11 protein-coding genes are annotated in these 13,655 nt (G+C 67.4%); 4 read left to right on the top strand and 7 right to left on the bottom strand.

What is annotated here, in order from left to right:
- Positions 1–3 precede the first annotated feature (3 nt).
- Positions 4–678, top strand: coding sequence for a GNAT family N-acetyltransferase (locus FOC67_RS26700; RefSeq protein ID WP_009316010.1), 675 nt, complete (start codon positions 4–6; stop codon positions 676–678).
- A gap of 24 nt (positions 679–702) precedes the next feature.
- Here FOC67_RS26700 and mtr read toward each other — a convergent pair whose 3' ends face one another.
- The 3 genes from mtr to FOC67_RS26685 form a co-directional block, all read right to left on the bottom strand.
- Complete coding sequence (mtr, locus tag FOC67_RS26695; protein ID WP_031627748.1) at positions 703–1,956, bottom strand: tryptophan permease; 1,254 nt, start codon at positions 1,954–1,956, stop codon at positions 703–705.
- Positions 1,957–2,135: 179 nt separating this feature from the next.
- The gene (gene oadA / locus FOC67_RS26690; RefSeq protein ID WP_003105555.1) at positions 2,136–3,959 is read right to left on the bottom strand and encodes a sodium-extruding oxaloacetate decarboxylase subunit alpha; all 1,824 of its coding nucleotides are present in this window, start codon (positions 3,957–3,959) and stop codon (positions 2,136–2,138) included.
- Positions 3,960–3,974: 15 nt separating this feature from the next.
- Positions 3,975–5,390, bottom strand: coding sequence for an acetyl-CoA carboxylase biotin carboxylase subunit (locus FOC67_RS26685; protein WP_003096848.1), 1,416 nt, complete (start codon positions 5,388–5,390; stop codon positions 3,975–3,977).
- Between the two features lie 213 nt (positions 5,391–5,603).
- Here FOC67_RS26685 and pycR point away from each other — a divergent pair, with 213 nt between their 5' ends.
- Positions 5,604–6,539, top strand: a complete 936-nt coding sequence (pycR, locus tag FOC67_RS26680; RefSeq protein ID WP_003121355.1) for a LysR family transcriptional regulator PycR — start codon at positions 5,604–5,606, stop codon at positions 6,537–6,539.
- On the opposite strand, the gene FOC67_RS26675 is transcribed toward pycR, so the two are convergent.
- Both FOC67_RS26675 and hexR read right to left on the bottom strand, forming a co-directional pair.
- Complete coding sequence (locus FOC67_RS26675) at positions 6,493–6,708, bottom strand: PA3496 family putative envelope integrity protein (RefSeq protein ID WP_003105559.1); 216 nt, start codon at positions 6,706–6,708, stop codon at positions 6,493–6,495. The genes pycR and FOC67_RS26675 overlap by 47 nt on opposite strands.
- 106 nt (positions 6,709–6,814) lie before the next feature.
- On the bottom strand, positions 6,815–7,696 hold the full coding sequence (hexR, locus tag FOC67_RS26670) for a transcriptional regulator HexR (protein WP_003096857.1): 882 nt from the start codon (positions 7,694–7,696) through the stop codon (positions 6,815–6,817).
- A gap of 85 nt (positions 7,697–7,781) precedes the next feature.
- On the opposite strand from hexR, the gene zwf reads away from it, so the two are divergent.
- Together zwf and yegQ are read left to right on the top strand one after the other, a co-directional pair.
- Positions 7,782–9,248, top strand: coding sequence for a glucose-6-phosphate dehydrogenase (gene zwf / locus FOC67_RS26665; RefSeq protein WP_003096859.1), 1,467 nt, complete (start codon positions 7,782–7,784; stop codon positions 9,246–9,248).
- Between the two features lie 80 nt (positions 9,249–9,328).
- Entirely contained in the window at positions 9,329–10,723 is a 1,395-nt protein-coding gene (gene yegQ / locus FOC67_RS26660) for a tRNA 5-hydroxyuridine modification protein YegQ (protein WP_009316013.1), read from the top strand.
- Here yegQ and FOC67_RS26655 read toward each other — a convergent pair.
- Positions 10,717–11,442: a DUF3142 domain-containing protein gene (locus tag FOC67_RS26655; protein ID WP_009316014.1), complete on the bottom strand. Its 726-nt coding sequence runs from the start codon at positions 11,440–11,442 to the stop codon at positions 10,717–10,719. The genes yegQ and FOC67_RS26655 overlap by 7 nt on opposite strands.
- A complete protein-coding gene (locus FOC67_RS26650) occupies positions 11,439–13,637 on the bottom strand; it encodes a hypothetical protein (protein WP_009316015.1) in 2,199 nt (732 codons plus the stop codon). The genes FOC67_RS26655 and FOC67_RS26650 overlap by 4 nt, the downstream gene beginning before the upstream one ends.
- Between the last annotated feature and the right edge of the window lie 18 nt (positions 13,638–13,655).

Genomic DNA, 13,655 nt, shown 5'->3' with positions numbered 1-13,655 from the left:
ACCATGCGCGAACCCTTGAACTGGCGCCCCGTCGCCACTCCGCCCCACGCCCCGCTCGACGGCCGCTTCGTCAAGCTCGAACCGCTCGATCCGCAACGCCACGGCGACGACCTGTGGGACGCCCTGCAAGGGCCTGGCGCCGACCCGCTGCTGTGGGAATACCTGGCCTACGGCCCGTTCGCCGAGCGCACGGCGTTCGACGCCTGGCTGGCCGGCCAGGCGACCAGCCGCGACCCGCTGTTCTTCGCCGTGCGCGAGCGGCGCACGCAGCGCGCCGTCGGCCTGCTCAGCTACCTGCGGATCACGCCGAAGGATGGCGTCATCGAAATCGGCCATATCGCCTTCGGCGCGCCGATGCAGCGCACACCGGGGTCTACCGAGGCGGTCTACCTGCTCGCCGAACTCGCCCTCGGCCGCCTCGGCTACCGCCGCCTGGAGTGGAAGTGCAATGCCGGCAACGCCCGTTCGATGCGCGCCGCCGAGCGCCTGGGCTTCACCTACGAAGGCACCTTCCGCCAGCACATGGTGGTCAAGCAGCGCAACCGCGACACCGCCTGGTTCTCCCTGCTCGACAGCGAATGGCCGGCGCGACGGGCGGCGTTCGAGCGCTGGCTCGATCCTTCCAACTTCGACGCCGAAGGCCGCCAGCGGCAGACGCTGGAGGCGCTGCGCGACTAGCCCCTGGCAGGGACTGCCGGTCGCTCAACGGTACTCCGGCAGCCAGTGCAGGCTGGCCAGGATGTGCGCGACCGCGTTGGCCACGCCGAACAGCAGCACCAGCACGATCGCCGGCGTGCCGCCCCAGGCGCGGAACAGCGGGCTGCCGAAGCGCTTGCGCGACGCCCGCGCCATCAGCGCCGGAACGATCACCGCCCAGAACGCCGCGGCCAGCCCGGCGAAACCGATGGCGTAGATGAAGCCGTTGGGGAACAGCAGCCCGCCGATGGTCGGTGGGACGAAGGTCAGCAACGCGGTCTTGAAACGTCCGAAGTGGCTGTCGTCGAACCTGCACAGGTCGGCCAGGTAGTCGAACAGACCGAGGGTCACGCCGAGGAAGGAGCTGGCCACCGCCAGGTTGGAGAAGGTGGTGAGCAACGCGTTCAGCGAATCCGACGCGGTGATCCGGTGCAGGTATTCCACCAGGGTGCCGACGTTGCTGCCGCCGGCGATGATGCCCTTGAACTGCTCGCGCGGGATGGTGCCCAGGGTGCTGACCTGCCACAGCAGGTAGATGGCCAGGGCGATCAGGGTGCCGATCCACAGCGAACGGCTGATCCGCTGCGGGTCCTTGCCGTAGTACTTCATCAGGCTCGGCACGTTGCCGTGGTAACCGAAGGAAGTCAGGCAGAACGGCAGGGTCGCCAGCAGGTAGGGCCAGTAGACCGCGTCCGGCTCGCCGCTGTTGAACAGGATCGCCGGCTGGATGCGCCCGAGCAGGCCGCTGATGGAGAGGCCGAAGGTAATGATCATGCCGCCGAGCATCAGCGTGGTGATGCGGTCCACCGCGCGGGTGCTCCACCACACCACCAGCGCCACCGCCAGGGCGAACAGCAGCCCGGCGAGCTTTTCCGGCAGGGTCACGCCGAGGCCGCTGGACAGGGTGTAGCCGATGATCGAGCCGCCGCCGGAGATATAGGCATAGGTGAGGATATAGAGGACGAAGGCGATGCTCAGCCCGTTGACCACATTCCAGCCCTGGCCGAGCAGGTCGCGGGTGATGGTCGAGAAGCTCGAGCCCACCGGGTAGTTGAGGTTGGCCTCGAGGATCATCATCCCCGACAGCAGCATGCAGAACCAGGTGAGCAGGAACACCGCCACCGACCAGCCGAACCAGATGCCGGACATGGCGATGGGCAGGGAGAACATTCCGGCGCCGACGGCGGTGCCGGCGATGATCATCGAACCGCCGAGCAGCGAGGGCCGGCGGCTGGGCGTTTGAGCTGGAGAGGACGACACCTGGACTTCCCGATAGTCAGCGCCTGCGGCGCGACGCGCCGTTGGCAGAGGCGGCATTCTAGGCGGCGCGCGCGCCGGGCGCACCCTGGCAGGGCGAACAGCCGGCCGACGCGGCAACCGATGCCGATAAAAAAAGGGGAGCATCATGCTCCCCCAGGGACTTTAACCGTCTGTCGCGGTCAGCCCGCAATCTCGATCAGGATCTCGCCCGGGTTGACCCGGTCGCCCTTGGCCACGTGGATCGCCTTGACCGTACCGGCGATGCCGGCCTGGACCTCGGTTTCCATCTTCATCGCCTCGGTGATCAACACCGCCTGGCCGGCCTTGACGCTATCGCCTTCCTTCACCAGCACGTCGACGATGTTGCCCGGCATGGTGGTGCTGACGTGGCCCGGCTCGCTGGCATGCTTGCGGCCGCTGGCGGAGCCGGCGACATATTCGTTGAGCGGCTCGAACACCACTTCTTCCGGCATGCCGTCGATGGACAGGTAGAAGTGCCGCTTGTTGTCGCTCTTCACGCCGACCCCGGTGATGTCGACGCGGTAGGTCTCGCCGTGCACGTCGATGACGAACTCGGTCGGGGTGCCTTCCGCGCCGGCGGCGGCGACGCCCTTGCCGGTGGGAATCGGCAGCAGTTCCTCGGGCTTCAGGGTGCCGGCCTCACGCTCTTCGAGGAACTTGCGCCCGATGTCCGGGAACATCGCGTAGGTGAGTACGTCTTCCTCGGACTTGGCCAGGTTGCCGATCTCGCTGCGCAGCTTGTTCAGCTCCGGCTTGATCAGGTCGGCCGGGCGCACGTCGATGACTTCCTCGCTGCCGATGGCCTGGCGCCGCAGTTGCTCGTTGACCTCGCCGGGAGCCTTGCCATAGCGGCCTTGCAGATACAGCTTCACCTCGTTGGTGATGGTCTTGTAGCGCTCGCCGGCGAGCACGTTGAAGAACGCCTGGGTGCCGACGATCTGCGAAGTCGGCGTCACCAGCGGCGGGAAACCGAGGTCGGCGCGGACCCGCGGGATTTCCTCGAGCACCTCGCCCATACGGTTCAGCGCGCCCTGCTCCTTGAGCTGGTTGGCCAGGTTGGAAATCATCCCGCCCGGCACCTGGTTGACCTGCACGCGGGTATCCACGCCGGTGAATTCGCTCTCGAACTGGTGGTACTTCTTGCGCACCGCGTGGAAGTACATGCCGATCTCCTGGATCAGCTCCAGGTCCAGGCCGGTGTCGTAGGGGGTGCCGCGCAGCGCCGCGACCATCGACTCGGTGCCCGGGTGGCTGGTGCCCCAGGCCATGCTGGAGATCGCCGTGTCGATACGGTCGGCGCCGTTTTCCACGGCCTTCAGCTGGCACATGCTGGCGACACCGGCGGTGTCATGGGAATGCACCACCACGTCCAGCGGCAGGGCGTCCTTCAGGGCCTTGACCAGGTCGCCGGTGGCATAGGGGGTGAGCAGGCCGGCCATGTCCTTGATGGCGATGGAGTCGACGCCCATGTCGGCCATCGCCTTGCCCTGGGCGACGAAGGCCTCGATGGTGTGCACCGGGCTGGTGGTGTAGCAGATGGTGCCCTGGGCGTGCTTGCCGGCGGCCTTCACCGCCTCGATGGAGACGCGCAGGTTACGCACGTCGTTCATCGCGTCGAAGATGCGGAACACGTCGATGCCGTTGACCGCCGCCTTGGCCACGAAGGCGCGCACCACATCGTCGCTGTAGTGGCGGTAGCCGAGCAGGTTCTGCCCGCGCAGGAGCATTTGCAGGCGGGTGTTGGGCAGCGCCGCCTTGAGCTTGCGCAGGCGCTCCCACGGGTCTTCCTTGAGGAAGCGCACGCAGGCGTCGAAGGTCGCGCCGCCCCAGACTTCCAGCGACCAGTAGCCGACGCGGTCGAGCTTGTCGCAGATCGGCAGCATGTCCTCGGTGCGCATGCGGGTCGCCAGCAGCGACTGGTGGGCATCGCGCAGGATGGTATCGGTGACGCCGGTCTTCTTCGCTTGGATGGTGTTGCTCATGTTCTGCTCCTTCCCTTACAGGCCGGCGTGGGCCGCGATGGCGGTGGCGATGGCGATGGCCAGGTGCGACGGGTTGCGCTTGATCGAGTACTGGGTCAGTTCCGGGTGGCTTTCGACGAAGCTGGTGTTGAACTGGCCGCTGCGGAATTCCGGGTTGCGGAGGATTTCCTGGTAGTACGGCGCGGTGGTCTTGACCCCTTGCACGCGCATGTCGTCGAGGGCGCGCAGTCCGCGATCGAGGGCCTCTTCCCAGGTCAGCGCCCAGACGATCAGCTTCAGGCACATCGAGTCGTAGTACGGCGGGATGGTGTAGCCGGTGTAGATCGCCGTGTCGGTACGCACGCCGGGGCCGCCGGGGGCGTAGTAGCGGGTGATCTTGCCGAACGAGGGCAGGAAGTTGTTCTTCGGGTCCTCGGCGTTGATGCGGAACTGCAGGGCGTAGCCGCGATGGACGATGTCGTCCTGCTTGACCGACAGCTCCAGCCCGGAAGCGATGCGGATCTGCTCGCGGACCACGTCGATGCCGGTGATTTCCTCGGTGATGGTGTGCTCCACCTGGACCCGGGTGTTCATCTCCATGAAGTACACCTCGCCGTCGGCGAGCAGGAACTCCACGGTGCCGGCGTTCTCGTAGCCCACCGCCTTGGCCGCGCGCACCGCCAGATCGCCGATGTAGGCGCGCTGCTCGGGGGTGAGCTGCGGGCTCGGGGCGATCTCGATGAGCTTCTGGTTGCGGCGCTGGATCGAGCAGTCGCGCTCGAACAGGTGCACGGTGTTGCCGAAGGAATCGGCGAGGATCTGCGCCTCGATGTGCTTGGGATTGACGATGCACTTCTCGAGGAATACTTCGGCGCTGCCGAAGGCCTTGGTCGCCTCGGAGATCACCCGCGGGAACGCCTGTTCCAGCTCCTCGCGGCTGTTGCAGCGACGGATGCCACGGCCGCCGCCGCCGGAGGTGGCCTTGAGCATCACCGGGTAGCCGATCCGCTCGGCTTCGCGCAGGGCCTCGGCGAGATCGGCGACGTTACCTTCGGTGCCGGGGGTGCAGGGCACGCCGGCGGCGATCATGCTGCGGCGGGCTTCGGTCTTGTCGCCCATGCGGCGGATCACTTGCGCCGACGGGCCGATGAACTTGATACCGCGCTCGGCGCAGATTTCCGCCAGCTCGGCATTTTCCGAGAGGAAGCCATAGCCGGGGTGCAGGGCGTCGCAGCCGCTTTCCACCGCCAGGTTCACCAGGGCGCGCGGGTTGAGGTAGCCGGCCAGCGGGTCCGCGCCGATGCTGTGGGCTTCGTCGGCGCGCTTGACGTGCAGCGCGTGGCGATCGGCCTCGGAGTAGACGGCCACCGAGCGGATGCCCATCTCGGCGCAGGCGCGCACGATGCGGACGGCGATCTCGCCGCGGTTGGCGATCAGGATCTTCTTGATCACGGAGGTCTCCCTCTTCGGGGTTGGGAACCTGGTACGGTCGATCCGGATATTCCGGTCGCTGCATGACCGGCAGGCAGCTCCCGGTCGCGCTTTTACCCTACCCCCGTGAGGGTGATTAACAAAAATCAATAATTATTGGGATAGCCATTAGAAAAGCTTTATAGTCGCCCGACCGATCTCGGTCAGAGTGTGACTGGAATGCGTAAGTCGTTGATGCGTATGACATTACGGCAGCTTCAGGTTTTTCGTGCCGTATGCGAGAGCCGCTCCTACAGCCGGGCGGCGGAGGAAATGGCCCTGACCCAGCCGGCGGTCAGCCTGCAGATCCGCCAACTGGAAGAGCTGGTCGGCCAGCCGCTGTTCGAGTACGTCGGCAAGAAGCTCTACCTGACCGATGCCGCCGAAGCCCTGCTGAAGACCAGCACCGACCTGTTTCAGCGCCTGGAAAGCCTGGACATGCAGCTCTCGGATCTGAAGGGCTCGCTGCAGGGCCAGTTGCGCCTGGCGGTGGAGTCCAGCGCCAAGTACATCACCCCGCACCTGTTCAAGGCGTTCCAGAACCTGCATCCGGAAGTCAGCCTGAGCCTGACGGTGGTCAACCGCACCCAGGTGATCAAGCGCCTGGCCGACAACCGCGACGACCTGGTGATCATGTCCCTGGTACCGCAGGACATGGCCCTGGAGTTCCTGCCCTTCCTGAACAACCCGATCATCGCCGTGGCGCCGCCGGACCATCCGCTGTGCAACGCCGCGAAGCTGGCCCTGAAGGACCTGGAGCCCTTCCCGCTGCTGGTCCGCGAACCGGGCTCGGGCACCCGCAAGGCCTGCGAGGAGTTCTTCCAGCAACGCCGCGCGCACTTCTCGCAGATCCAGGAGATCGCCTCGCTGGAGTCCCTGCGCGAAGGGGTGATCGCCGGCCTCGGCCTGGCCCTGCTGCCGCGCCATGCGGCGCACCAGGAACTGGCCAACGGCTTGCTGCGCGAACTACCGGTGGAGGAATTGCCGCTCTATCGCAGCTGGTGCCTGGTGCACGCCAAGGGCAAGCGCCTGAGCCCGGTGGCCCAGGCGTTCGTCGCCTTCGTCCGCGAGGAGCGGGCGCTGATCAGCCAGCTCGCTGGGCGCTTCGCCGGCCCTGGCGGTTCGAGCTGAGGTAGGCGGCGGCTACCAGCTCGGGGTAGTCGGCCAGTTCCTGGCGCAGGCGCAGTTCTTCGCAGTGGTCCTCGATCGCCCGGCGGAATTGCATGCGCCGCTGGTCTTCGAGCTTGCGGCGGGTTTTCGAATCCACGTGCTGGGCATTGGCATCGCTATGACGGGGCATCTCGCGTCTCCCATGGCCGACTGGCTGGAGTCGCGAGCATCGCGCAGCAATGTGACGGTTTGGCGGCAGGCCGGTGAAGACTGCGTTATGCCTTCCCGGCGGCGCCTCAGGACGGCTCGCCGCGCTCTTCCTGGTTCTTCATCACCTTCGGCGACAGGCGCAGGCTGCGCAGGCTGCGCTTGACGCTCTTGAGGTGGTTGACCAGGTCCGGGCCGCGGGCCATGGCCACGCCCATCGCCAGCACGTCGATCACCACCAGGTGGGCGATGCGCGAGGTCAGCGGGGTGTAGATGTCGGTGTCCTCGTGCACGTCGATCGCCAGATTGACCGTGGCCAGGTCGGCCAGCGGGGTCTGGCTCGGGCACAGGGTGATCAGCGTGGCGCCGGCCTCGCGGACCAGGTTGGCGGTGATCAGCAGGTCCTTCGAGCGACCCGACTGGGAAATGCAGATGGCCACGTCGCTGGGCTTGAGCGTCACCGCCGACATCGCCTGCATGTGCGGGTCGGAGTAGGCCGCCGCCGACAGCAGCAGGCGGAAGAACTTGTGCTGGGCATCCGAGGCCACCGCGCCGGAAGCGCCGAAGCCGTAGAACTCCACGCGCTGGGCGTGGGCGATGGCGGCGATGGCGCGCTCCAGGGCGTGGGTGTCCAGGTGCTCGCGGACTTCCATCAGGCTGTGCAGCGTGGTGTCGAAGATCTTCAGGCTGAAGTCGGCCACCGAGTCGCTCTCGTGGATCGAGAACTGGCCGAAGCTGGCGCCGGCCGCCAGGCTCTGCGCCAGCTTCAGCTTGAGGTCCTGGAAGCCGCTGCAGCCGATGGCGCGGCAGAAACGCACGATGGTCGGCTCGCTGACCCCGACCCCATGGGCCAGTTCGGCCATGGAGCTGTGCATGACCGACGCCGGATCGTTGAGAACGTGATCGGCGACCTTGAGTTCCGACTTGCGGAGCTGTTGGCGGGACTGGGCTATGTGCTGCAGCAGGTTCACAGGCTGGACTCGATTCTCTGTAGTAACCTTGTAGTTATACTACAAACAGTCAGCCACGCCCAGCCAACGCCGTCGGGAGCTTGCCTTGAGTACACCAGCCACTCCAACGTCCTGCGACATCCTGGTCTTCGGCGGTACCGGCGACCTGGCCCTGCACAAGCTGCTGCCGGCGCTCTATCGCCTGCACCGGGAGGACCGCCTGCCGGCCGATACGCGGATCTTCGCCCTCGCCCGCAGCGCGCTGGACAACGCCGCCTTCCTCGCCCTCGCCGAGCGCAACGTCCGCGCGGTGGTGGCGCGCAGCGAGTTCGCCGCCGAACAATGGAAAGGCTTCGCCGCGCGCCTCGACTACCTGGCCATGGACGCCTCGCAGAGCGCCGACTTCGGCCGTCTCGCGCGGCACCTGAAGAGCAGCGAGGGCCGAGTGCTGGTGCACTACCTGGCGACCTCGCCGAGCCTGTTCGCGCCGATCGCGCAGAACCTCTCCATCGCCGGCCTCGCCGGGCCGCAAGCGCGCATCGTGCTGGAAAAACCGCTGGGCCATTCGCTGGACTCGGCGCGGGCGATCAACCAGTCCATCGGCCGGGTGTTCGACGAGTCGCGGGTGTTCCGCATCGACCACTACCTGGGCAAGGAAACCGTGCAGAACCTGATGGCCCTGCGCTTCGCCAATGCGTTGTTCGAGCCGGTCTGGCGCGCGGCGCACATCGACCATGTGCAGATCAGCGTCAACGAGACCCTTGGCGTGGAGAACCGCGGCGGCTACTACGACCACGCCGGGGCGATGCGCGACATGGTGCAGAACCATCTGCTCCAGTTGCTCTGCCTGGTGGCGATGGAGGCGCCGGTGCGTTTCGACGCCGAGGCGGTGCGCAACGAGAAGCTCAAGGTGCTGCAGGCGCTGAAACCGATCTCCGGGCTCGACGTGCAGGACAAGACGGTACGCGGCCAGTACGCCGCCGGCAGGATCGGCGGCCAGGAGGTGCCGGCGTACTACTTCGAGAAGAACGTCGACAACGACAGCGATACCGAGACCTTCGTCGCGCTCCAGGCCGAGGTCGAGAACTGGCGCTGGGCCGGGGTGCCGTTCTACCTGCGCACCGGCAAGCGCATGGCGCGCAAGTGCTCGGAAATCGTCATCCAGTTCAAGCCGGTGCCGCACAGCCTGATCGACGGCGGCGGCGGGCCGGCCAACCGCCTGTGGATAAGGTTGCAGCCGGAGGAGCGGATCAGCGTGCAACTGATGGCCAAGACCCCGGGCAAGGGCATGCAACTGGAACCGGTGGAGCTGGACCTCAATCTGGCCGAGGCCCTCAGCCGCAACAAGCGGCGCTGGGACGCCTACGAGCGCCTGCTGCTGGACGTGATCGAGGGCGACTCGACGCTGTTCATGCGCCGCGACGAGGTAGAGGCCGCCTGGGGCTGGGTCGACCCGATCCTCGCCGGCTGGCGCGAGCACTACCAGAGCCCGCGGCCCTACCCGGCCGGCAGCAACGGCCCGGAACAGGCGCAACTGCTGCTGGAACTGCAGGGTCGACGCTGGCTGGAATGACGCGGACATTGATCCGGCTCAGGATCGCCCGGCGCGCGCTCGGCTAGAGTCGCGCGCCCACGTCGTTGCGAGCCCGAACCATGACCGCCACCGCCCTCCGCCCCGAACTGCTGTGCCCCGCCGGCACCCTGAAAAGCATGCGCTATGCCTTCGCCTACGGCGCCGATGCCGTCTACGCCGGGCAGCCGCGCTACAGCCTGCGGGTGCGCAACAACGATTTCGACCACGCCCAACTGGCCGAAGGCATCGCCGAGGCCCACGCGCTCGGCAAGCGCTTCTACGTGGTGGTCAACATCGCCCCGCACAACGCCAAGCTGAAGACCTTCCTGCGCGACCTGGAGCCAGTGATCGCCATGGGTCCGGATGCGCTGATCATGTCCGATCCCGGCCTGATCATGCTGGTTCGCCAGCATTTCCCGCAGATGCCCATCCACCTGTCGGTGCAGGCCAACGCGGTGAACTGGGCCGCGGTGCAGTTCTGGCGGCAGCAGGGCCTGACCCGGGTGATCCTTTCCCGCGAGCTGTCGCTGGAGGAGATCGAGGAAATCCGCCAGCAGGTGCCGGACATGGAGCTGGAAGTGTTCGTCCACGGCGCCTTGTGCATGGCCTATTCCGGGCGCTGCCTGCTGTCCGGCTACATCAACCGCCGCGACCCCAACCAGGGCACCTGCACCAATGCCTGCCGCTGGGAGTACAAGGCGGTGGAGGGCCGCGAGGACGAGCTGGGCAACGTAGTGGCGCGGGAGCCGACCCTGGGACGCGGCGCGCCGACCGAGCAGGTATTCCTCCTCGAGGAAGGCAACCGTCCCGGCGAACCGATGGCCGCCTTCGAGGACGAACACGGCACCTACATCATGAATTCCAAGGACCTCCGCGCCGTGCAGCACGTCGAGCGGCTGGCGCGGATCGGCGTGCACTCGCTGAAGATCGAGGGCCGTACCAAGTCCCACTACTACGTGGCGCGCACCGCCCAGGTCTACCGCCAGGCGATCGACGACGCGGCGGCTGGCAAGCCGTTCGACCGCGGCCTGATGGACACCCTGGAGTCCCTCGCCCACCGCGGCTACACCGAGGGCTTCCTGCGCCGCCACGTGCACGACGAGTACCAGAACTACCAGCACGGCCATTCGCTGTCCGAGCGCCAGCAGTTCGTCGGCGAACTCACCGGCGAACGCCGCGACGGCCTGGCCGAGGTGGAGGTGAAGAACCGCTTCCAGCGCGGCGACAGCGTCGAACTGATGACTCCGCGAGGCAACCTGAGCCTGCGCGTGGAGGACCTGCGCAACGCCGCCGGCGAAGCCATCGAGGTGGCGCCGGGCAATGGCCACGTGGTCTACCTGGCGCTGCCGGAAGGCCTGGACCTGCGCTACGCGCTACTGATGCGCGATCTCCAGCCCGGCCAGGATACCCGCCAGCCGCAGGCCGAACGCAGCGGCGGGTGTGCCGGCAAGGGCGCTTGCGGCTGCGCTCACTGAGGGTTGAGCAGGAACACCACGTAGCCCCTGAACCAGGGGCTCTTTTCCAGGTAGTCGGGGGCTTGCCAGTCGCCGCCCTGGACCAGGCCGATCCGGTACGGCAGCTGCAGGCGGCTGACCCGCGGGAGGTAGGCGGCGTGGTTGGGAATGCTGTGGCGCCCCTGGTAGGTCTGCACCACCACTTCGTCGACCACGCCCTTGAGCCGGTTGATCGCCGCCGGCTCGGCGTTGCTGCCCCAGTCGAGCAGCCCGGTGATGCTCAAGCGGTATTCGCGGGGCAGGCGCCGGCGCAGGTCGCGGAGGAAATCGACGTACTCGTCGAGGTAGCGGGTACGCGCATCGAAGTCGATCTGGATGCCGACCACCGGGTTGCCGGCACGCTTCCAGCGCTGCACCTGGTTCAGCACGGCCTGGTAGATCTGCGGCGTCCAGCGCAGGGTATGGGCGCGGTACACCACCCAGACCTCGCCCCGCGCCAGGCGCGGCACCGAGATGCCCTGGGCGATCAGCCGCACGCCCTCGCCGGGGCGCCGGCGCGACTGGCTGATCTGTCCCTGCAGGATGTACAGCGTCTCGGCCCGCGCCAGCACCGGCTGCGGCGCGACGCCGCTCCACAGCCAGAAGGCGCCGTAGTCCTCGGCGCGCACCGCGGCCTCGACGGTCGGCAACAGCGGCAGGCCCAGCAACAGGCCCGCCAGCCAGGCTCGCCAGCGCCTCACCAGTAGTACTTCAGTTCCTTGGCCCAGGAGCTGTCGGCGTAGGTCGACTTGAGCGTACGGAACCATTGCTTGCGCTCGGCCTGCGGGATGTCCTGCTGGCCGCAGGTGTTGTAGCCGGCCGGGGCGAAGCAGTTGATCGCGCGGAACAGCGCGTAGGCCTTGTCTTCGCGCGGTGCCTTGGGGTTGTCCATGACCAGGCGATAGCCATCCAGCCGGGAGTACACCGCGCCCTTGAAGCCGCTCGGGGTGCCGCCCAGCTCGTTGGCCTCGGGCTGGCTGTCCAGCGGCATGCCGTCCAGGCCGTTGCGCAGGATGAATTCGCCCAGGCAGTTCAGGCCCTTCGGGTCCTTGTCATCAGCGGCCAGCGCCGCGGCCGACTCGGCGATGGCCGGGCAAACGTAGCCGGACTCGGCCTTGTCGCCCTTCCAGCGGAACAGCTCCAGGCTGTTGCCGGCGCCGTAGACATAGCCGAGGCTGGTGCCCAGCTTGGTCTGCGAGGGGGTTTCGCCGAGCAGCGCGAAGTCCTTGCCGAAGTCGGCGAAGCGGCTGCGGCGCAGGTCCTTGTAAAGGAGAGTGAACAGCGCGCTGTCGCGCTCTTCCGCAGTCGCCCCCTGCTTGGCCTGGCGGCGCAACAGCGCGGCGTCGGCGACGTTGCGCAGGAGGATGCTGCGCAGCAGCGGCTCCTGGACCGGTGAACCTTCGGCGAAGACCTTTTCCAGCTGGCCGCTGCGCTCGTAGTTGAGCGCCAGGGCCAGCTGCAACTGGCCCTTCTGGTACGGCTGCGCGGCCTGCGGCAACAGTTCCAGCCAGAGCGCCTCGGCGGCTTTCCAGTCCTTCTGCTGCTCCAGCGCCAGCCCGCGCAGGGTCTGCTGGCTGAAGCCGACGTAGTCGAGGCTGCCGACCTTTTGCGGCAGCGCTTCGAGGGTCTTCGCCGGGTCCTGGTCGACATAGAAGCGATAGGCCGCCTGCAGGTAGGCGAACAGTTCGGGATGCGCGGCGAAGCTGGCCTGCTGGGCCTGCAGTGTTTCCCAGGTGAAGCTGCGCGGGGTCGACGGATCGTGGGCGCGCATCTGCACCAGGTCGGCCACCGCCAGCAGCAGCGGAGTCTGGATGTCGCCGAGCTGGATACCGGTCAGGAGCTTGTTGTCGACCTCCTGGACCAGGTCTTCCAGGGCCATGTTGCGCTGCCCTTGCTCGGCTTCGGCGAATTGCGCGGCATAGTCCTGGGCCAGCAGCTTCTGGTCGCCGGCCAGCCAATGCACGCGCCGCTGCAAGCCCTTGGCCGAGGCGGCGTAGAGCCCCTTCGGATACGCCTGCAGGTAGGCCTCGAGGGCGCTGCGGGTCTGTTCCAGGCGAGCCTTGTCGACATTCTGCAACTCGGGGAAGCCCATGTCGTCGAAGGCGTTCTGCTGGGCGGCGTTGAGCAGGGTGCGCGCCTGCAGGTACAGGGCGGTTTCCTTCAGCCAGGGCTGCGACACGTCCTGCAACGCCTTGAAGCCCTGTTCGGCTTCGTCGAAGCGGCCGCTGTAGAAGTTGGCCGCAGCCTCCAGGTACGTGGCGAAGGCCTTGCCTGCGGCCGACTCGACGCCTTGCGCGAGCACACCGCCCAGTTCCTCTTGTTCCCAGCCGCAGGCACCGAGCAGGTCCAGGCGGCTGTTGGCCAGGGCCTTGGTCTCCGCCTCGCCCAGCCCGGCGTCACGCACCTGGCGAAGAAACGCCAGCGCGCTGTCCTGGTCGTTGCTGCGGCAGCGGCTGCCCTCGCCCTCGAAGAATTCGGCGCCGGCGATCTTTTCCGGTAGCGCTGCGGCGCCCATCTGCCGGGCCAGTTCGGCGAGCGGCGAGGGCGCTGGCGCAGGCGGCGGTGTCTCCGCCTCGCTCGCCGCCGGCGCAGGCGGCTGGCTGCCGTCGCCGGGCAGCAGGCGGAACAGGCCGAACGGCACCAGGCCGTAGCCTTCGAGCTTCTCTTCCTCCGACGGCGGCGCCTCCACCAGCCGCCAGTGGCCGGCGTCGGCCAGCAGCAGGCGCAGGTTGGCGCGGGTGTCGTTGGCCGGGGCGAGGAACGGCAAGGTATCGCAGACACCGCCGCCGACCAGCGACCAATCGGGATAGCAGGAGTCGTCGCTGCTGGCCTGGGCCAGCGGGGAGAGACCGGCGCCCACCAGCAGGAGGGCAGGAAGAAGCGGCTTCGAGCGCATGAATCGTCCTTAATTCGT

Origin of the sequence: Pseudomonas sp. FDAARGOS_761 (genome assembly GCF_013343155.1) — a bacterium.
GTDB classification, from domain to species: domain Bacteria; phylum Pseudomonadota; class Gammaproteobacteria; order Pseudomonadales; family Pseudomonadaceae; genus Pseudomonas; species Pseudomonas aeruginosa.
This window is presented reverse-complemented; position numbering and strand designations above follow the sequence as displayed.

What these genes read in the sequence shown, in the direction of transcription:
- yegQ (WP_009316013.1), top strand. Translation starts at nt 9,329, where the DNA reads ATGACCGCCACCGCCCTCCGCCCCGAACTGCTGTGCCCCGCCGGCACC.
- oadA (WP_003105555.1), bottom strand. Translation starts at nt 3,959, where the DNA reads ATGAGCAACACCATCCAAGCGAAGAAGACCGGCGTCACCGATACCATC.
- FOC67_RS26675 (WP_003105559.1), bottom strand. Translation starts at nt 6,708, where the DNA reads ATGCCCCGTCATAGCGATGCCAATGCCCAGCACGTGGATTCGAAAACC.
- FOC67_RS26650 (WP_009316015.1), bottom strand. Translation starts at nt 13,637, where the DNA reads ATGCGCTCGAAGCCGCTTCTTCCTGCCCTCCTGCTGGTGGGCGCCGGT.
- FOC67_RS26700 (WP_009316010.1), top strand. Translation starts at nt 4, where the DNA reads ATGCGCGAACCCTTGAACTGGCGCCCCGTCGCCACTCCGCCCCACGCC.
- pycR (WP_003121355.1), top strand. Translation starts at nt 5,604, where the DNA reads ATGCGTATGACATTACGGCAGCTTCAGGTTTTTCGTGCCGTATGCGAG.